This is a genomic window from Nocardioides humilatus, assembly GCF_008373755.1.
Classification (GTDB): Bacteria; Actinomycetota; Actinomycetes; order Propionibacteriales; family Nocardioidaceae; genus Nocardioides; species Nocardioides humilatus.
The window spans coordinates 267,260-284,086 of record NZ_VUJV01000001.1 but is presented as its reverse complement, the minus strand read 5'-3'; the positions used below and the strand labels follow the sequence as shown (position 1 = coordinate 284,086).

General features: G+C 70.1%; 17 protein-coding genes. 13 read left to right on the top strand and 4 right to left on the bottom strand.

Translation table 11 applies throughout. The features are described 5' to 3' along the window. Positions 1–31 precede the first annotated feature (31 nt). From F0U44_RS01275 to F0U44_RS01245, 7 genes are read left to right on the top strand one after another with little or no spacing between them, the layout of a single operon-like run. A complete protein-coding gene (locus tag F0U44_RS01275; protein WP_149726457.1) occupies positions 32–685 on the top strand; it encodes a hypothetical protein in 654 nt (217 codons plus the stop codon). Continuing rightward, positions 678–2,021: a glutamine synthetase family protein gene (locus F0U44_RS01270; RefSeq protein ID WP_149726456.1), complete on the top strand. Its 1,344-nt coding sequence runs from the start codon at positions 678–680 to the stop codon at positions 2,019–2,021. Before F0U44_RS01275 ends, F0U44_RS01270 begins: the two co-directional genes overlap by 8 nt. Next, positions 2,018–2,803 carry a gamma-glutamyl-gamma-aminobutyrate hydrolase family protein gene (locus F0U44_RS01265; RefSeq protein ID WP_223163544.1) on the top strand — a complete coding sequence of 262 codons (786 nt, stop codon included), beginning with the start codon at positions 2,018–2,020 and terminating at the stop codon, positions 2,801–2,803. Before F0U44_RS01270 ends, F0U44_RS01265 begins: the two co-directional genes overlap by 4 nt. Continuing rightward, positions 2,800–4,407 carry an AMP-binding protein gene (locus tag F0U44_RS01260; RefSeq protein WP_223163543.1) on the top strand — a complete coding sequence of 536 codons (1,608 nt, stop codon included), beginning with the start codon at positions 2,800–2,802 and terminating at the stop codon, positions 4,405–4,407. Before F0U44_RS01265 ends, F0U44_RS01260 begins: the two co-directional genes overlap by 4 nt. A gap of 2 nt (positions 4,408–4,409) precedes the next feature. Continuing rightward, complete coding sequence (locus F0U44_RS01255; protein WP_149726454.1) at positions 4,410–5,183, top strand: enoyl-CoA hydratase/isomerase family protein; 774 nt, start codon at positions 4,410–4,412, stop codon at positions 5,181–5,183. Beyond that, positions 5,180–6,277 (top strand): Zn-dependent alcohol dehydrogenase, encoded by a 1,098-nt coding sequence (locus F0U44_RS01250; protein WP_149726453.1) that lies wholly within the window; start codon positions 5,180–5,182, stop codon positions 6,275–6,277. Before F0U44_RS01255 ends, F0U44_RS01250 begins: the two co-directional genes overlap by 4 nt. A 13-nt stretch (positions 6,278–6,290) precedes the next feature. Continuing rightward, positions 6,291–7,745 (top strand): aldehyde dehydrogenase family protein, encoded by a 1,455-nt coding sequence (locus F0U44_RS01245; protein WP_149726452.1) that lies wholly within the window; start codon positions 6,291–6,293, stop codon positions 7,743–7,745. A gap of 22 nt (positions 7,746–7,767) precedes the next feature. On the opposite strand, the gene F0U44_RS01240 is transcribed toward F0U44_RS01245, so the two are convergent. After that, a complete protein-coding gene (locus F0U44_RS01240; protein WP_149726451.1) occupies positions 7,768–8,403 on the bottom strand; it encodes a TetR/AcrR family transcriptional regulator in 636 nt (211 codons plus the stop codon). Positions 8,404–8,597: 194 nt separating this feature from the next. On the opposite strand from F0U44_RS01240, the gene F0U44_RS01235 reads away from it, so the two are divergent. The 3 genes from F0U44_RS01235 to F0U44_RS01225 are packed head-to-tail and all read left to right on the top strand — an operon-like array spanning position 8,598 to position 12,207. Continuing rightward, positions 8,598–10,064 (top strand): MFS transporter, encoded by a 1,467-nt coding sequence (locus F0U44_RS01235; protein ID WP_149726450.1) that lies wholly within the window; start codon positions 8,598–8,600, stop codon positions 10,062–10,064. Between the two features lie 41 nt (positions 10,065–10,105). Next, positions 10,106–10,864, top strand: coding sequence for a transporter (locus F0U44_RS01230; RefSeq protein ID WP_188113258.1), 759 nt, complete (start codon positions 10,106–10,108; stop codon positions 10,862–10,864). Further along, a complete protein-coding gene (locus tag F0U44_RS01225; RefSeq protein WP_149726449.1) occupies positions 10,861–12,207 on the top strand; it encodes an NAD(P)/FAD-dependent oxidoreductase in 1,347 nt (448 codons plus the stop codon). Before F0U44_RS01230 ends, F0U44_RS01225 begins: the two co-directional genes overlap by 4 nt. Before the next feature lie 256 nt (positions 12,208–12,463). Here F0U44_RS01225 and F0U44_RS01220 read toward each other — a convergent pair whose 3' ends face one another. Then, entirely contained in the window at positions 12,464–13,075 is a 612-nt protein-coding gene (locus F0U44_RS01220; RefSeq protein ID WP_149726448.1) for a TetR/AcrR family transcriptional regulator, read from the bottom strand. Between the two features lie 65 nt (positions 13,076–13,140). Here F0U44_RS01220 and F0U44_RS01215 point away from each other — a divergent pair, with 65 nt between their 5' ends. Then, positions 13,141–14,724, top strand: a complete 1,584-nt coding sequence (locus F0U44_RS01215) for an MFS transporter (protein ID WP_149726447.1) — start codon at positions 13,141–13,143, stop codon at positions 14,722–14,724. A 90-nt stretch (positions 14,725–14,814) separates the two neighbouring features. Here the strand turns inward: F0U44_RS01215 and F0U44_RS01205 are convergent, their stop codons facing one another. Next, on the bottom strand, positions 14,815–14,964 hold the full coding sequence (locus F0U44_RS01205; RefSeq protein ID WP_149726446.1) for a DUF1059 domain-containing protein: 150 nt from the start codon (positions 14,962–14,964) through the stop codon (positions 14,815–14,817). A 68-nt stretch (positions 14,965–15,032) separates the two neighbouring features. Here F0U44_RS01205 and F0U44_RS01200 point away from each other — a divergent pair, with 68 nt between their 5' ends. Both F0U44_RS01200 and F0U44_RS01195 read left to right on the top strand, forming a co-directional pair. Continuing rightward, positions 15,033–15,788, top strand: a complete 756-nt coding sequence (locus tag F0U44_RS01200) for an AfsR/SARP family transcriptional regulator (RefSeq protein WP_149726445.1) — start codon at positions 15,033–15,035, stop codon at positions 15,786–15,788. A 49-nt stretch (positions 15,789–15,837) separates the two neighbouring features. Further along, complete coding sequence (locus F0U44_RS01195; RefSeq protein WP_223163542.1) at positions 15,838–16,233, top strand: cupin domain-containing protein; 396 nt, start codon at positions 15,838–15,840, stop codon at positions 16,231–16,233. A 24-nt stretch (positions 16,234–16,257) separates the two neighbouring features. Here F0U44_RS01195 and F0U44_RS22830 read toward each other — a convergent pair whose 3' ends face one another. Beyond that, the gene (locus F0U44_RS22830) at positions 16,258–16,761 is read right to left on the bottom strand and encodes a hypothetical protein (protein ID WP_188113257.1); all 504 of its coding nucleotides are present in this window, start codon (positions 16,759–16,761) and stop codon (positions 16,258–16,260) included. Between the last annotated feature and the right edge of the window lie 66 nt (positions 16,762–16,827).

Genomic DNA, 16,827 nt, shown 5'->3' with positions numbered 1-16,827 from the left:
GACTAACAACCAGTCGAGAAAGGGCCGAGAGATGGCTGCAACCACGACGATCACCGCACCGATGCGGCAGGCCGTCCCGCACATCGCGATCGAGGACGACGCGACCCCGATGGTCCGGCTGGTGGGTCGCACCCTGCGCGACGCGGCGATCGCCGGCAACGCAGTGGAGGTGCTGGACCGGGCCAGCGGCACGGTGGCGGTCCGTTCCCACGACACCCCGCAGACGGCGACCATTACCTTCCTCGGCGGCACCGTCGAGGTGGTCGCCGGCGCGCCGGCCGAGCCCGACGCCACGGTCGTGGTCGACCTCAACGCCCGCTTCGCGGCGACCCAGGAGCCACGGGGAGACGGGGTCCTGGCCGCAGATGTGCTTCGGTCGCTGACGCCGCCGGTGCCGCACTGGCGCGATGCCGCCGCCCGGTTCTGGGAGGCGACGCGTCAGATTCCCGGCATCCCGGATGTCCTCGACGTGCACGCCGTCGTCCCGGATGGGGTTGAGCGGGCCCGGTTCGGCGAGGGCGCCACGTCGTACGGCATCACCGGTCCCGCCGACCTCCTCGCCGGCGTCTTCAGCGGCGCCGACGACTTCCTCGTCTCCCTGAGTGCCGGCCTGCAGGTGCAGGGCACCCTCTCGCAGCTGTCGGTCATGACCGCTGCCTCCTGGAAGGTCCGCTTCGATGTCTGAGACCACCATCGCCCGGCGGGCCGTCCGCCTCGAGGCGACGAACCACGAGGGCAGCTTCCTCGGCAAGAACGTGTCCCCGGCGAAGTTCGAGGCCGGCAAGGAGGCCGGCTTCGCGTTCGCCGACATCCTGTTCGCGATCGACCTCAACAACGAGATCGTGCTCGGTGACGCCTTTCCAGAGTGGCGCGGCAACCTCTACGACATCCAGATGATCCCGGACCTGGCGACGCTCGTGGAGTGGAAGCCCGGCCTGGACGCGGTGATCGGTGACTACTGGCTCAAGGACGGGACTCCTGTCCCGATCTGTCCGCGCAACCTCGTCAGGAAGCTCGTGGCCCGCCTCGCCGACCTCGGGTACGACGCCACCGTGGCCGTCGAGATCGAGGCCACGCTGTTCGAGGAGTCCGTGCACGAGGCCCGGGCACGCGGGTACCGCGACCTCACACCCCTCGGCGGCAGCACCGGGTCGACGTACCACCTGGCCCGCTCCAGCGACTGGATCGCCTACATGGAGGCGGTCGTCGAACGGCTCGACCGGGTCGGCATCACCTGGGAGGCCTGGACCGACGAGGCCGCTCCCGGGCAGACCGAGCTCAACCTCGCGCCGACCGACCCCGTGCGGCTCGCCGACGGCTGGGCCCGGACCCGACAGGTCATGCGCGAGGTCGCCTTCGAGCTCGGCCACACCGTGTCGTTCATGGCCAAGCCCACGGCCGGCTTCGGCCAGGGCGCTCACATCAACATCTCGCTGCAGAGCGACGGGGTGAACCGGTTCTTCGACGAGGACGGCCCGTCCGACCTGATGCGGCACGCGGTCGGCGGCCTGCTCGCCACGATGGCGGGCAACACCGCGATCGCGCTGCCCCAGATCACGTCCTACCGCCGGCTGGTCGACCTGACCGGGCCCCCGACGACCATCAGCTGGGGCGTCAACAACAAGACCGCGGCAGTCCGCGCGATCACCGGCCACCCGAAGTACAGCCGCCTCGAGTACCGGCTGCCCGGCGCCGACGTGAATCCCTACCTCGCCCTCGCGGGCGTGCTGGCGGGGGTGCTCGCCGGCATCGAGCGGCAGATCGAGCCGCCCGCCGAGGTCACGGACATGGCCTGGTGCCTGCCCGACGACATCGGAGTCGAACGCATCCCCGACACCATGTCGAAGGCCGGTGCTGCGCTCGCCGCCGACCCGCTGCTGCGGGCCTACCTCGGCGACGCGTTCGTCGACTTCTGGGTCGCATCGCGCCGTTGGGAATGGATGGAGTTCCACACCAAGGGCGGCGACCCGTTCGCCGAGCTCTCCGCGTGGGAGTCCCAGCGCTACTTCGAGTTCCCGTGAGCGCGCGGAGCGAGGCCGCGCGGAGGCCGCTCGTCGGCATCACCGGACGACGTTTCCGGCTCTCCCTCATCGAGGGTTCGGACGAGAGGTACGGCGACCGGTGCGTCGACACCGCGATGTCGGACTTCGCGACCCGCGTCGCTGAGGCCGGTGGGCTCCCGGTGCACCTGTCCTACGACACCGACCCCGACGCCGTGTGTGACTGGCTGGCAGGAGTCGTCATCACCGGCGGCCAGGACATGCATCCCGCCTGCTGGGGCGGAGACCCGTCGGTGGTCCGCGGCATCGACCCGCGCACCGACCCGATGGTCCACGACCGCGAGCGCGACGACTACGAGGTGGCCGTCGTCCGCGCGGCCCTCGACCGCGGGATTCCGGTCCTCGGTGTGTGCCGTGGGTTGCAGGTGCTCAACGTCGCGCTCGGCGGCACCCTCGTCCCGGACCTGCCCGCAGGACCGGTGAGCCACCTGTCCGAGGAGTGCGCGCCCACCGACGGGACCGTCGACCATCTGGTCTCCTTCGAGCCGGGATCCATCGCCGCCGGCCTCTTCGACGGCGATGTCGTCACCAACTCCTGGCACCACCAGGCCGTCGACCGCTGCGGCGTCGGCGTCGTCGTCACCGGCCGCACCGCGGACGGCGTCGTAGAGGCGATCGAGGTGCCCGGCCACCCCGTCCTCGGCGTCCAGTGGCACCCGGAGTGGATGAAGAGCGCCGACCCGACACTGACCTGGGTCGTCCGCGAGGCGACCCGGCTGCTCGAGCGGAGGAGTGAGTCGTGACCACGGACCTGAGCCACCAGCCCGCCGTCGCGGCCGAGCGGATGGGCCACGAGCCCGTCGTGCCAACGCTGATCGGTCTGCTCGCCCGCCGGGCGCAGGATGCCGGTGAGCGAGAGTTCCTGCGTTTCGGGGAGTGGACCTGGACCTTCGCCGAGATCGACGCCTGGACCTCCCGACTGGCCCACCGGATGATCGAGGTGGACGGCATCGAGCCCGGCGACCGGGTCGCCTTGATGCTGCCGAACGTCGTGCACTGGCCCGTCGTGTGGCTGGCAGCGCTCAAGGCGGGCGCGGTCGTCGTACCGGTCAACTGCAGCTACCAGCGGTCGGACCTCACGTTCGTCCTCCGTGACTCGGGAGCGCGGATCGTCTTCACCGATGCCGATCGGTCCGGTCTGGTCCACGACGTGATCGACAGCGAGGACGGGCTGTCCGGCGTCCGAGTGGTCGACGTCGCCGACGACGGGTCCGAGCACTTCCCGGACACGGCGCCCGAGCTGCGGGTCGACGCCGGGACCCTGGCCAACCTCCAGTACACCTCCGGCACGACCGGATTCCCCAAGGCGTGCCAGCTCTCCCACGACTACTGGGTGCGGCTCGGCTGGGTCTGCGCCGCGGCCACGGGCCTCGGCAGCGACGACGTGCTGCTGACGTCGCAGCCCTTCTCCTACATGGACCCGCAGTGGAACGCCGCGCTCGCGCTGACCGTCGGCGCGCCCCTGGTCGTGCTGCCGCGGTTCTCGGCGTCGACGTTCATGGCGGACGTACGCCGTCACCGGGCGACCTTCTTCTACGTCCTCGGCTCGATGCCGACCTTGCTGTTCAAGCAGCCGCCGTCTCCCGACGACCGTGACAACGACCTCCGCCTGGTGTTCTGCTCGGGCATCCCGGTGGCCCTGCACGCCGCGCTGGAAGAGCGGTGGGGGGCACCATGGCGCGAGATCTACGGGATGACCGAGTCGGGCGTCGACCTGCTCTGCCCGTTCGACGACACCGCGGCCGTGGGCAGCGGGAGCCTGGGCCGCCCGGTGCCGACCAAGCAGGTCCGGGTCGTGGATCCCGCCGACCCCGCTGTCGAGGTCGCCGACGGCGAGCCGGGTGAGCTGGTCATGGCGGGCGTGCCGATGATGGGCGGCTACTGGAACCGCCCCGACGCCACCGCCGACGTGCTGCGGGACGGGTGGCTGCACACGGGCGACCTGGTGGTCCGACGTCCCGACGGGGGCCTCCAGCTCGTCGGCCGGATCAAGGACATGGTCCGGCGCGGCGGTGAGAACGTCGCCTGTGCCGAGGTCGAGGCGGTCCTCGAGCGTGACGACCGGATCGTCGCGGCTGCCGTCGTCGCCGTGCCGGATGAGGTGCTCGGCGAGGAGGTCAAGGCGTTCGTCCAACTCAGGGAAAGCGTCGCTGCCGACCGCGCCACCGCGCACCAGATTCTCGATGGAGCGGGCGAGCAGCTCGCTCGCTTCAAGGTGCCGCGGTACGTCGAGTTCGTCGCGGACTTCCCCCGGACCCCGTCCGAGCGTGTCTCGAAGCCCGCCCTCAAGGCCCGAGCTGCCGACCAGCCCGGTATCACCCACGACTTCGCCCGACCGAGGAGCTGACCATGACCGTCCCATCCGTCACCGAGGAGCAGATCGCCGTCGACATCGTCCGCGAGGTCGCCGTACTCACGCTCGACCGGCCCGAGAAGCTCAACGCCCTCACCGTCGCGATGCGGCTGCGGCTCGCGGCCCTGGTACGCGAGCTCGGCACGGGCGACGCCGTCCGCGGCATCGTCCTCACCGGCCGCGGACGCGCCTTCTCCGCCGGCGAGGACCTGCAGCAGGCGCCGACCACCGACGAGGAGCTCGGCCTGGCGTTCGAGAGCTTCCACGACGTCACCCGCGCGATCCTCGAGACCCGGGTCCCGGTGGTCGCGGCCGTCAACGGTCTCGCCGTCGGCGGAGCCTCCGAGATCACGCTGTGCTGCGATGCCCGGATCGGCACGCCTGCGACGTCGTACTTCCAGCCGGAGAACGCGCGTGGGCTGACCATCTCGAACGCGACGAGCCTGCTGCTGCGGCGGCTGGTCGGCAACCACGCGATGCGCATGGTGCTCGCCTCGCCGCGTGTCCCCGCCGACGAGGCGCTGCGGATCGGCCTGCTGGACGAGGTCGTCGACCCCGACGCCCTGGTCGACCACGCTGTCGAGACCGTCCACGCCTGGACCCCGGACGGCGGTACGACGGCGCTGCACCTCGCGTTGCTGCGGCCCCTGCTCGCGGAGGTGGAGGCGGCCTTCGCGCGCGAGGACGTCGCCGCCCGCGAGGCGTGGACGAGCGGCCTGCTCACCGCCGGCGTCGCCGGCTTCTGGAACACGAAGGAGACCTCCGCATGATCACCACCCGAGCCGCCGTCCTCAACGAGATCGGGGCACCACTGGAGCTGACCGACATCCGGGTCGACGACCCCGAGCCGCACGAGGTGCGCGTCGCGGTGACCCATGTGGGGCTGTGCCACAGCGACCTGCACTACATGACCGGCACCGTGCCGACGGACCTTCCGGTGGTCGTCGGGCACGAGGTCGCCGGGGTGGTCGAGGCCGTCGGCTCCGCCGTTACCTCGCTGAGCCCGGGCGACCGCGTCACGGGCGCACTGACACCGTCGTGCGGACGGTGCGCCAATTGCGAGGCCGGGCACTCGACCCAGTGCACCCGGCTGGAGGAGGTGCGCCTGCGGCAGCGACCCGCGTTCGAGACCGTGGACGGTCGCCCGATCGAGCGCCTCGCCGCCATCGGTGCGTTCTCGCAGCACATCCTGCTGCGGGAGAACGCGCTCGTCCGGCTGCCCGACGACGTGCCGCTCCACGTCGGCTGCCTGCTGTCGTGCTGCATCGTCACCGGCGTGGGCGCGGTCTTCCGCGGTGCGCAGGTGCGGCCGGGCAGCACGGTCGCGGTCATCGGCTGCGGCGGCGTCGGCTCCGCGATCATCCAGGGCGCGCGGCTGGCCGGCGCCTCGGCCGTCGTCGCGATCGATCTCGACGACGACCGGCTCAAGGCCGCCCGCGGTTACGGCGCCACGCACACCATCAACGGTGCTGACGCCGACCCGGTGGCGGAGCTGCACCGCGAGCTCGGCGACGGCGTCGACTACGCGTTCGAGGCCGTTGGCTCAGCCCGCACGGCCGAGACGGCACTCGCCCTGCTCCGGCCGACCGGCACCGCGTGCCTCGTCGGGATCGCGCCGATGGGTACCGAGCTGAAGGTCCCCGCACTGGACTTCTTCTTCCAGGAGAAGCGACTCATCGGCTCCTACATGGGCTCGGGCCAGGCCCGTGAGGACATCGCCCAGTTCGCCCGGCTCTACCAGCAGGGTCGGCTGATGCTCGACGAGATGGTCACCCGCGTCCTTCCCTTCGCCGAGATCAACGACGGCTTCGAGCAGATGAAGTCCGGCGACGTCACCCGCATCGTCGTCGACCTCCAGGCCTGACAGGAGACGCACCATGAACGAGATCACCATCCCGCAGCCCGTCAACTACGTCGCCGACGAGTGGAGCGAGGGCACAACGGGCGAGGCCTGGAACCTCGACCCCAACACCCGCGAGCCCGTCCACCGGCTCGTCACCACCTCTCCCGACGACGTCGAGAGAGCGCTGCGCCACGCCGAGCAGTCGTACGACGCCCGTCCCTGGGACGAGGAAGCGCGCCACGAGCGGGCGGCGATCCTCGACCGCGTCGCCGACCTGGTCGAGACGCGGATCGAGGACATCGCACGGACCGACGCCCTGACCAGCGGTACGCCGATCGCGACCACCCGCCTGGTGGCGGCCTTCCTGCCCCACCGGATCCGCGCAACGGCGGCCGACCTGCGCGCCATCCCACGCGTGAGCGCCCTCGAGGCCGGCGGCCGCGACGTACGTCTCCACAAGGTGCCGTGGGGCCCTGCCGCGATCCTGACCCCGTGGAACGGGCCCAGCTTCATCCCGGCGGCGAAGGTCGTCAGCGCGATCGCGGCCGGCTGCCCGGTGATCCTCAAACCCTCCGAGCATGCCTCGGGTAGCGCCCAAGTCGTGGTCGAGTGCTTCGTCGGGGCCGGCCTGCCATCGGGAGCCCTGCAGCTGGTGCACGGCGCTGGCGACGTCGGCGCGCAGCTGACAGCCGACCGGCGGATCAAGGTCGTCTCCTTCACGGGCGGTCCCCGTGCCGGTCGTGCCATCGCCCGCGTCGCCGCCGAGGACTTCAAGGTGCTGCAGCTCGAGCTGGGCGGCAACAACCCGGTCGTCGTGCTCGATGACGCGGACGTGGACGTCACCGCTGACGGCATCCTCGAGGGGATGACCAAGCTCAACGGGCAGTGGTGCGAGGGCCCGGGCAAGGTGCTCGCCCCACCCGCGCTCGTCGGGCCGCTGGTCGAGGCGCTGACCGAGCGGATCTCCAAGCTCGTCGTGGGCCACTCGCTCGACGACGACAGCCAGGTCGGTCCGATCTCCAACGCCCCGCACTTCCAGACCCTGCAGTCGCGGATCGAAGGACTGCGTGGCCTGGGGGCGCAGATCCACCAGCCGGCAACCCTGCCCGACCTCGGCGGGTTCTTCCTCTCGCCGACCGTCGCCGTGGGTGCCGATCCCGCGCAGGCGACCGCTGAGCTGTTCGGCCCGGTCGTCTCGCTGCACGCCGTGGACTCCGCCGAGGACGCACTGCGGATCGCGAACGCGAACCCCTCGGGTCTGGACGCCTACGTGTTCGGTGCCGACACCGACCGCGCGATCGAGGTCGGCACTCGCATCGTCGCGGGGGAGGTGCGGGTCAACGGCGCCAAGGTCGCGGACCTCGGCGACGACTCTGCCCAGAGCTTCTGGGGGCCGTCCGGCATCGGTGGCCACGGACCGGCCGAGTCCGTCCGGGTGTTCTGCGGCGACCGGGTCGTCGGCGTCGACTCGCCCGACCTCCCGATCTGATCGCGGGCGCGCGGTCAGCGCATCAGGCGCTGGCCGCGCGCTTGCGTCGCGCCGGCTTGGCGGGCCCGGCCGCGAGCCGCGCAGACAGCCAGCTGTCCAGCACCGACGCGGTGATGTCCATCTGGGCCTTGGCGGCCGCGCGATCGCCGTACGTGAGGAAGTTGATGGCGAAGCCATCGGAGAGCGTTCCGATGACGTAGGGGATCTCGTCGACGACGTCGGCGGCGACGCCCTCCTCGGCGGCGACGCGGCGCAGCACTTCGAGCCCGACCTGCATGGCCTGGTCGTAGACGGCGATGCCGCGGTCGCCGTGCTGGCGCCGGGCCCAGTTGATCAGCTCGAGCGTGGTGGCGCCGAAAGCGGGGGAGTCGTAGTAGCACTCCATCACGCCTCGCATGATCGCCTGCGCGGTCTCGAGCACGGTCGTGTGTGGGTCGCTCTGCTCAATCACCTCGCGGAACCTGGTCGCGACGAACTCGTAGACATCGGCGAAGAGGTCCTCCTTCGAGTCGTAGCAGTAGTGCAGCATCGCGACGTTGGCATTCGCCTGCTCGGCGATCCGGCGCGTGGTGGCGCCGTCGATCCCGTTGCTGGCGATCACCTCGACGGCCGCATCGATGAAGTCGCGACGTCGCTGGGCGACGGGGATCCGTGCCATCTGGGCCTCCGGGGTGCCTGGGCGCCACGAAGTTGGGCGCTTGTCTAAGTCAAAGGCGAGCCTATCAGGGCTCCCTGCCGAGGGCGTGCCGAAAATCTTAGTCAAACAACTTGGTCATACATCTTGATCGTATGACTAAGTTCGGCTTACCGTATGAGTCGGATCACATCGCTCGCCCGAATCGGAGACCACTCATGACCCAGACCCACGAGGCCAGAAGCGACCGCCGTACGACGTCAGGACGCACGCCCGGCAAGGGAACGCTCGTCGGCATCGGCTCACTGCTGGTCGTGCTGACCAACGCGGTGATCTTCATCCTCCCGCCGCTGCTGCCGGTCATCCAGGCGCAGTACGGCCTCGCCACGGTCGCGGAAACGACGTGGCTCTACACGGTCCTCACCCTCGGCGGGGGAGCGGGCTTCATCCTCCTGCCCCGGCTGGCCGACCTGTACGGCGACCGGAACGCCAACGTCGCCGCCGCGGCGTTCCTGACGGCCGGTGCGCTCGTGCCGGCTGTCGGGGACTCCTACCCGACGTTGCTGGTCGGCTGCGCCCTGATGGGCTTCGGCGGGGCCGCCCAGGTGCTCCCGCTCGGATTCCTGCGCCGCGGTCTCGGGGAGGGTGGCATCGCGGTCGCGGTCGCGGTCCTGGTCATCGGCACGGGTGTGGGCATCGTCGCCGGCATGATCGGCGGCGGGCTGATCGTCCAGAGCCTGTCGCTGCAGAGCTTCTTCGTGGTCCTCACCGCCATCGGTGCGGTGACCACGCTCGCGTCGTACCTGCTGATCCCGCACGCCCCGCCCGTTGTCCGGACCGGCAGCATCGGTGTCGTCGGCACCGTGTGGATGATCGCGTGGGTCGCGGCGATCCTGCTGACGCTGACCCAGGGGCTCGTGTGGGGCAACGCCGCGCTGATCCCGTTGGTGCTCGGCGTGGTGGGCGGCATCGCGTGGGTCCGGGTCGAGCGCCGGTCGTCGACGGCCGTCTTCGACGTCGCGCTGATGAAGGCCCCGCTGGTCACGGCCTCGTGCATCTGCATCGCCCTGTTCGCCGCCGTCAACTCGGCGTTCCTGCTCCTCGTCAGCACCTACGCCCAGATCATCCCCGAGGCGCTGCGTCCCGTCGACTCCTACGGGCTCGGCCTCAGCGCGCTCGAGACCGGCTGGCTGATGCTGCCCTTCGCGGTGACGTTCGTCGTGGGCGGTGCCATCGTCGACCGCCCCGTCAACAACGGCCGCGTGGTGCCGGTCTTCGTGAGCGGGGCGATCATCAGCGCCGCCGGCCTGACCTGGCTCGCCCTCGCGCACGACCGGCCGTGGCACTACCTCGTCGGCGCCGCGATCATCGGCCTCGGCTGCAGCATCGGCTACGCCGCCGGCTTCACGCTGGTGCAGCTGGCAGTGCCCGAGGAGAAGGCCGGGATGGCGACCGGTGTCGCCGGGACCTTCCTCGCCGTCGGCTTCGCCTTCGGCACCGCGCTCGTCAGTGCCGACCTCAGCGCGTCCCTCGTGCCCGTGCCCGGCACCACCCTCGAGGTCGCCGCGGAGAACCTGTACGGCGTCGGCTACTGGCTCTCCGGAGCGCTCGCCCTGGCCGTCGTCCTGACCGTCTTCGTATCGACCACCCGCACCCGTCGCCGTACCGGCCGCATCGCAGCCTGACGGACCTCGGCCGCCCCTCCCACTCACTCCAAGGAAATGACATGAAAGAAGACATCTACGGCCTGACGTTCCTGGTCGCCGACCTGGTCATGATCGTGTGCGGCTATTGGGCGGGCTGGCGCTTCCTCAAGCACCACCGGAACTACCTGCTCGGCATCGAGTGGTGCATCGTCGCGACGTCCGGCACCAACTTCCTGGTGTGGGCGCTGCGCTTCGCGGACGACCCCGAGGGAGGGGAGGCCAGCGGGCAGTACGCCTTCGCGTTCTTCCTCGACGCGTTCTCCCGGTCGATCGGTATCACGCTGCTGCTGGTGGTCGGCCTGATGGCCGTGACCCACCGCTACAAGGCGAGCCTCGCGGTCGAGCTCGGCATCTTCGCCCTCGCGATCGGTAGCGGCCTGTTCCTGGCGCAGCCGAAGTACCGCGCCCACGTGGACGCCAACGGTGAGTTCGTGCTGCACCAGGGCCCGGCAACCTTCTACCTGGTGGTCAACCTGCTGACGCTGGCCTTCCTGCTGTACTTCGTGAAGCGGCTGTGGGACGTCGGAGCCACCCGGGTCGCCGTCGCGACGCTCGCGGTCAGCCTCGCGGCGACGGCCATCGCGCTGACGTACGACTTCTTCCCGCTGCCGAACTCGGTCGACCCGCTCGAGGACCGCGCACTCTTCTACACCTTCGCGCTCACCGTGTGGGGCCTGCAGATGCTCACCTACCTGTTCGCCTACCGCGCCCTCGACGACCACAACAAGGCGACGGGCAGCGCGCCGGCTGGCGACCACCACAAGGCGATGTCTGCATGAGGACCGACAGCGTCACCTACGAGTCCTTCAGCGGTTGGGTCGACGCCCCCACAGACATCCGGCCTGCCGTCGACGGCGACGTGACCTGCCAGGTCGCCGTCATCGGCGGTGGCATCGGCGGGATGTCGACCGCGCTGCGGCTCGCGCAGCGCGGCCAGGACGTGGTGCTCGTCGAGGCGGAGTTCTGCGGCCACGGGTCGAGCTCCCGCAACGCTGGCCAGCTGGCCGGCGCGCCCGGTGGAGACCTCCAGCTGCTCAACCTGCTCTCGCGCAAGAAGATGCCGGGCATGATGCGTCTCGCCGAGCACGCCGCTCACCACGTCGAGGACTTCATCGCCAAGCACGACATCGACTGCGAGTACGAGGCGACCGGCAACGCGTTCGCCGCCGTCTCGCGCGGACAGATGGGCCGCGTGCGTCGTGTCGCGAAGATCGTCACCCGTGCGGGTGGTCACGTCGAGGTGGGCACCGCCGCGGAGCTCGGGATCCCGCGCGGATTCGTCGGCGGCATGCGCGAGATGGTCGGCGGCCGGATGAACCCGGGCAGGTTCAGTCTCGGCATGCGCCGGGTCCTGCTCGACTCCGCCGCGCGGGTCTTCGAGCAGACGAAGGTCACCGACGTCCTGCGGGACGGTGGCCAGGTCGTCGTGACCACCCCGCGCGGCCGGGTCCGCGCGGACCATGTCGTGCTCGCGACGAACGCGTTCGCCGGCGAGTGGGACATCACCCCGAAGCACCTGTCGGTGCCCATCTACGTGATCGAGGTGGAGACCGAGCCCATCGACCCGGCGCGGATCGCCGCCCTCGGCTGGACCAGCGGGATGGGCCTGGTCACCCAGCACGCGATCATGGAGAACTACCGGCTCACTCCGCGCAACACCATCGTGTTCGGCGTCCGCCGGCTCGAGCGCGGCACGACGTACCCGCTCCCGGCGAAGACGCCCGACCCCGGCCTGGTCGAGGAGCTCGCGGGTGCCTTCGCCACGCGGTTCCCGTCGCTCGCTGACGTGAGGGTCGATCGTGCCTGGGGTGGGTGGATCGCGATCACCTCGTCTTGGCTCCCCGTCGCCGGGGGGGTCGGTGACAACGTCCACTACTCGATCGCCTGCAACGGTCACGGGCTCGCCCAGGCGCCGTACGTGGGAACGCTCATCGCGGACGCGATCGTCGACGGGGAGCTGCACGAGGACCTGCAGACCCTGTGGCACCACAAACCGAGGTTCCCGCGGCCGATGATGATGGGCCGTCCGGGACTCCGGACGATCTGGGCGATCGACCGCTTCAACGACCTCGTCAACGGCAGCCGGCGCAACGCGCGACGAGGCGCCGTACCCACGGGCTGAGCACTCGTCGGGCGGCCGAACATGCGCGGTCCCGTCGGGGCTGATTGGTCGCAGCGTTCTGTTTCTATGGGCACCCAGATCCGGCGAGGAAGGGATGGCAGATGCCCGTGCACGGACCGACCGACGCCCAGGAGCGGACTCGTCGCACGGCGCGGTCGCAGGTGTCCACATTCCCCCCGCTACAAAGTGCATTCGGCCCCTGGCCTGCGGAAACGCGAGTCAGGGGCCGTGGCCATTTCTGCCACGGGCAGCGCGACTACGGGCGGCTGTAGAGATGCCCGAGGGTGGCCGGGAGGTCGCGCGCTGCGGCCTGGACGCGAGGATCGTCGCCGTGCTGGAGGAAGTCGAGCAGCAGGCCTTGGAGTCCGGCCAGCATGAAGGTCTCGAGCGACTCGCGTGACCCGTGGAGGACGTAGCCGCGCTCGAGGGCGTCGTCGACGACGCTCGACAGCACCCCACGCACCCGGTCGATGATCGCGCTGGTGGCGCCACGCAGATCGGGGTTCGTCACCGACTCGGTCACCAGGCCGTACCAAGCGATGATCAGGCCCCTGTCGCTGGTCGCGCTGGTCCACAGCCTGGTGAACCAGAGAGCGACGGTGTCCTCCGGGCTCTGGCTGCCGGCAGCAGCCGCGGCGGCCTGGTCGAGGAGGCGGTCGCCGGCGTGGGCAACGACCTGCGCGAAGAGCTCCTCGCGGGATCCGTAGTAGTAGACGACCATCCGCTTGGCGAGGCCCGCCTCGTCCGCGACGCGCTGCAGCGAGGTTGCGGCGTAGCCGTCGCGCCCCAGGCAGCGCAGCGTCGCCTCGATGATCTGAAGGGAGAACTGCTCTCCCTTGCGGGAGAGTCGGCGCTCGGCGGTTGACACGCCCTGACCCTAGCCCGGCGCGCAGCCTGGAATCACCAAACTGTACCAAATGGTACAGTTTGGTTATGACGCGCTCTCGCGAACTCTGGGTCCTCTTCGTCCTGTGCTTCGGCGTCGGCCTGGTCACTGCAGCCCTGACGACCTTGTACGCGGCCGGCCCGAGCCTCGCGGCCGACCTCCGCACCAGCCAGACCGAGCTCACCTGGATCACCGACGCCTACACCTTGGTGCTCGCTGCGCTTCTCCTGCCGGCCGGTGCCTTGGGGGATCGACATGGGCGGAGGGAGGTGATGATCGTCGGCGCGTTCGTCTTCGGCGTCGCGGCCGGAACCACGATGTTCGTTGACAGCGTTCCGGCCCTGATCGCTGCGCGCGGCGCGCTCGGAGTCGGCGCGGCCCTCCTCATGCCGTCGACCCTGTCGATCATCACCAGCACGTTCAGCGACGGCCTCCGTGAGACGGCGGTGAGCATCTGGACCGCAGCGTTCGCGCTGGCCGGAGCCAGCGGCATGATGGTCGCCGGCGCCCTATTGAAGTATTTCGACTGGCACTCGGCGTTCTGGAGCGTGTTTATCGGCGCCGTGCTGTTCCTGGCCATGTCGTTCACCGTGCCGAAGTCGCAGGACAAGGACGCCCCACCGCTCGACTTGCCCGGCTCGGCCCTGTCGATCGTGGCGATGGCGGCGCTGGTCTACGGCCTGATCGAGGCGGGGCTGCGCGGCTGGACCGATCCGGTGATCGTGGGATCGTTCGCCCTCGCGGCCCTGGCCGCGGTGGCGTTCGCCCTCGTCGAGCTGCGCGTCGCGCACCCGATGCTCGATGTCCGGCTGTTCCGCGACCGCGTCTTCGGGGTCTCGGCCTTCGCGATCGTGGTGATCTACGTGGGGATCTTCGGCCTGTTCTTCCTGCTGATCCTCTTCCAGCAGTTTGTCCTGGGGTTCTCGGCGCTCACCGCGACCGTCCCGATTGCCTGCAGCGCCCTCCCGATGATTCCGGTGACTGCGGCATCGAGCCGCCTCCAGCGGGTCTTCGGCTTCCGTGCCGTGATCACCGGAGGTCTGCTCTTGCTGGCTGCGACCTTCGCGTGCCTCCTGAACGTCAACGCCGACTCATCGATGTTCGAGGTGATCGTGCCCTGCATCGTGATCGGCTTCGCTGCGGGGCTCAGCATGGTGCCCTCCACCGAAGCCATCATCACCAGCGTGCCAGCAGCGCAGCAGGGCGTCGCTGCGGCGATCAACCACAGCACGCGCGAGCTCGGCACTGCGCTCGGTGTCGCTCTCGTCGGCGGGCTGGTCTCCGCCTCCTACACCTCCCACGTCGCGGCAACCGCGGTCGGCTTGCCTGGTCCCGCGCGCGATGCCAGCCGCGAGTCCGTCGCCGGTGCGTTGGCGGTCGCCGAGCAAGCGGGACCGCAGGGTGCCGGTCTTGCCGAAGCCGCACGCGAGGCCTTTGTGGCGGCCACCCATCACACCGCGACGGTCATGATCGTGCTGTGCGTGCTTGCGAGCGTCGTGGCAGCCTGCTGGACGCCGGGTCGTCGGGAGCGACGCGGCTTCGCGCTCTCAGCTCAGACCGTGCGTGGTTCGCAGGTGGGCGAGGACGGCCAGCACGCGACGGTTGGCCTCGTTGCTCTCAGGGATGTCTAGCTTCAGCAGCAGGTGGCGCACGTGCGCCTCGACGGTTCGCTCGCTGAGCACAGCGCTGGGCGATGGCGAGAGATGACCGCGCCGGACGGGTCAGATCGGTTCGGCCATCGCCAGCACCTGCTCGGCAGTGATCTGCATCGAGTGCGCCTCGGACGCGTGGGCCTGGGCCGCACGCACGAGCTCGTCGTCATTGTCCCCGCGCACCACGAACCCGCAGTCGCAGTTGATCACCTTGGTCATGACTGACCTCCCTTTCTGAGTCGTCGGCTGCGACGATATTCGGGGAGGTTGGCGAAAGGTTGGCGCGAGTGACGGTGCGCATCTACCTGACATCCCGGGTGCGTGTCGAGAACGGCGAGCACCTGCTGGACGAGCGTGCCCTCCCCGGCCGGCAGGGTCGACTGGTGCTCGCCTACTTGGCGGCCGAGCGCTCCCGTCCGGTGGCGCGCGACGAGCTCGGACTGGAGCTCTGGGGCGATGAGGTCCCTGACGCGTGGGAGAAGGGGCTGATGGCGATCATCAGCAAGCTCCGGGCCGCGCTGCGGAGCATCGGCCTGCCGGACGACACCTTGCGCACGGCCTTCGGGTGCTACCAGCTCGTCCTGCCACCGGGATCCTGGGTCGACATCGAGGACGCCGCGCACGCCGTGCACGAAGCGGAGACCGCGATCGCCGCGGGCCGACCGCTGGACGGATACGCCCCGGCGTACGTCGCCTACATGGTCGGCCGCAGGCCGTTCCTGATCGGTGAGGACGGGCCGTGGGCATCGCGTCGGAGAGGTGCGCTGCGGGAGATCTATCTGCGCGCCCTCGAGTGCGCCATCGTCTGCGACGCGGCCAACGGGGAGCTCTCCGAAGCGGTGCAGGCCGCCGAGGACCTCATCGCGCTGGAGCCGTTCCGCGAGTCGGCTTATCAGCGGTTGATGTGCGCTCTCGCCGAAGCTGGCAACCGGGCCGAGGCGATCAAGGTCTACGAACGCTGCCGCCGGGTGCTCGACGAGGAGCTCGGCGTGCCGCCATCGGCCCAGACCCGCGCCGTCTACAACCAGGTGCTGCAGGGCTGACTACCGGCGACCAACCTGGAGCCAACCTGCGCCGACCACGCTGCTCCCCATGGCCCACCGACGGGGTGTGGCCCGAGGATCGGAGACGACGATGCGTTCGAGCAGCACAGAGACGACCGAGGGGCTGGAGTGGGGCGACCTCCTGGTCGAGTTCGAGACCTTTCCGGCCGGGTTGGACACGGCACCACTGCTGCGGGGGCTGCCCGGCGACGCGTGCCCGTGCCCGCACTGGGGCTACGTGCTGCGGGGCAGCTTCGTGGTCCGGTACGCCGACCACGAGGAGACCGTCTCGGCCGGCGACGCCTTCTACCTCCAGCCGGGCCACGTGCCCGTGTTCCTGGAGGAGACCGAGATGATCGAGTTCAGCCCGATCACCAAGATGGCCGAGGTGATGGAGGTCGTCACCGCGAACGCGACCGAGCTCGAAGGTGTCCCCTGGGGCTGAGGACCTATCCAGCGACGGTGGAGCTCACGGGTGGTGCGTGATCGGGTCGAGCACGCAACCCAGGAGCGTCGTACAGCTGGGTGAATCCGAGGGCGACGGCGTGGGCGTGGGGGTGGGTGTCGGCGTGGGGGTCGGCGACGGGCTGTGGGTCGACGGCGAGTGCGTCGGTGCCGGCGTGGTCGGATCCGACGTCGAGCTGTCCGGGGTGCCCGGGGTGGGCTCGTCGCTGGGGTCGACGACCGGATCGACCCCGTCGGTGCTCGCGTCGGTCGGTTCGAGGGTGCCGTCCGAGGTCTGCTCCGACGGGTCGTCGCTGCGGCGGTCGGACGGTTCGGGCTCGACCGGCGGGAGGCCGGAGATGATGCTCGGATCATCGTCCGGGGGGTTGTCCTCGTCCACCGCCACCGTGGACTCGCGATGGTCCTTGTCATGGCTGAGCGTCAGGGCCGAGGCCCACGCAGTGCCAAGGAGGACGACGGCGACCAGCGTGGCCCCGCGCAGGAACCACGTCTTCTTTCGCACGATCATGGGGGAAGCTCCGATCGGTCGCCGTTGCAGGTGACGATAAGACGGTACGGCGTCGCGCGGGCCGGC

Coding starts and splice junctions, on each gene's coding strand:
- F0U44_RS01245 (WP_149726452.1), top strand. CDS start 6,291: ATGAACGAGATCACCATCCCGCAGCCCGTCAACTACGTCGCCGACGAG.
- F0U44_RS01235 (WP_149726450.1), top strand. CDS start 8,598: ATGACCCAGACCCACGAGGCCAGAAGCGACCGCCGTACGACGTCAGGA.
- F0U44_RS01215 (WP_149726447.1), top strand. CDS start 13,141: ATGACGCGCTCTCGCGAACTCTGGGTCCTCTTCGTCCTGTGCTTCGGC.
- F0U44_RS01270 (WP_149726456.1), top strand. CDS start 678: ATGTCTGAGACCACCATCGCCCGGCGGGCCGTCCGCCTCGAGGCGACG.
- F0U44_RS01205 (WP_149726446.1), bottom strand. CDS start 14,964: ATGACCAAGGTGATCAACTGCGACTGCGGGTTCGTGGTGCGCGGGGAC.
- F0U44_RS01255 (WP_149726454.1), top strand. CDS start 4,410: ATGACCGTCCCATCCGTCACCGAGGAGCAGATCGCCGTCGACATCGTC.
- F0U44_RS01195 (WP_223163542.1), top strand. CDS start 15,838: ATGGCCCACCGACGGGGTGTGGCCCGAGGATCGGAGACGACGATGCGT.
- F0U44_RS22830 (WP_188113257.1), bottom strand. CDS start 16,761: ATGATCGTGCGAAAGAAGACGTGGTTCCTGCGCGGGGCCACGCTGGTC.
- F0U44_RS01230 (WP_188113258.1), top strand. CDS start 10,106: ATGAAAGAAGACATCTACGGCCTGACGTTCCTGGTCGCCGACCTGGTC.
- F0U44_RS01275 (WP_149726457.1), top strand. CDS start 32: ATGGCTGCAACCACGACGATCACCGCACCGATGCGGCAGGCCGTCCCG.
- F0U44_RS01240 (WP_149726451.1), bottom strand. CDS start 8,403: ATGGCACGGATCCCCGTCGCCCAGCGACGTCGCGACTTCATCGATGCG.
- F0U44_RS01225 (WP_149726449.1), top strand. CDS start 10,861: ATGAGGACCGACAGCGTCACCTACGAGTCCTTCAGCGGTTGGGTCGAC.
- F0U44_RS01250 (WP_149726453.1), top strand. CDS start 5,180: ATGATCACCACCCGAGCCGCCGTCCTCAACGAGATCGGGGCACCACTG.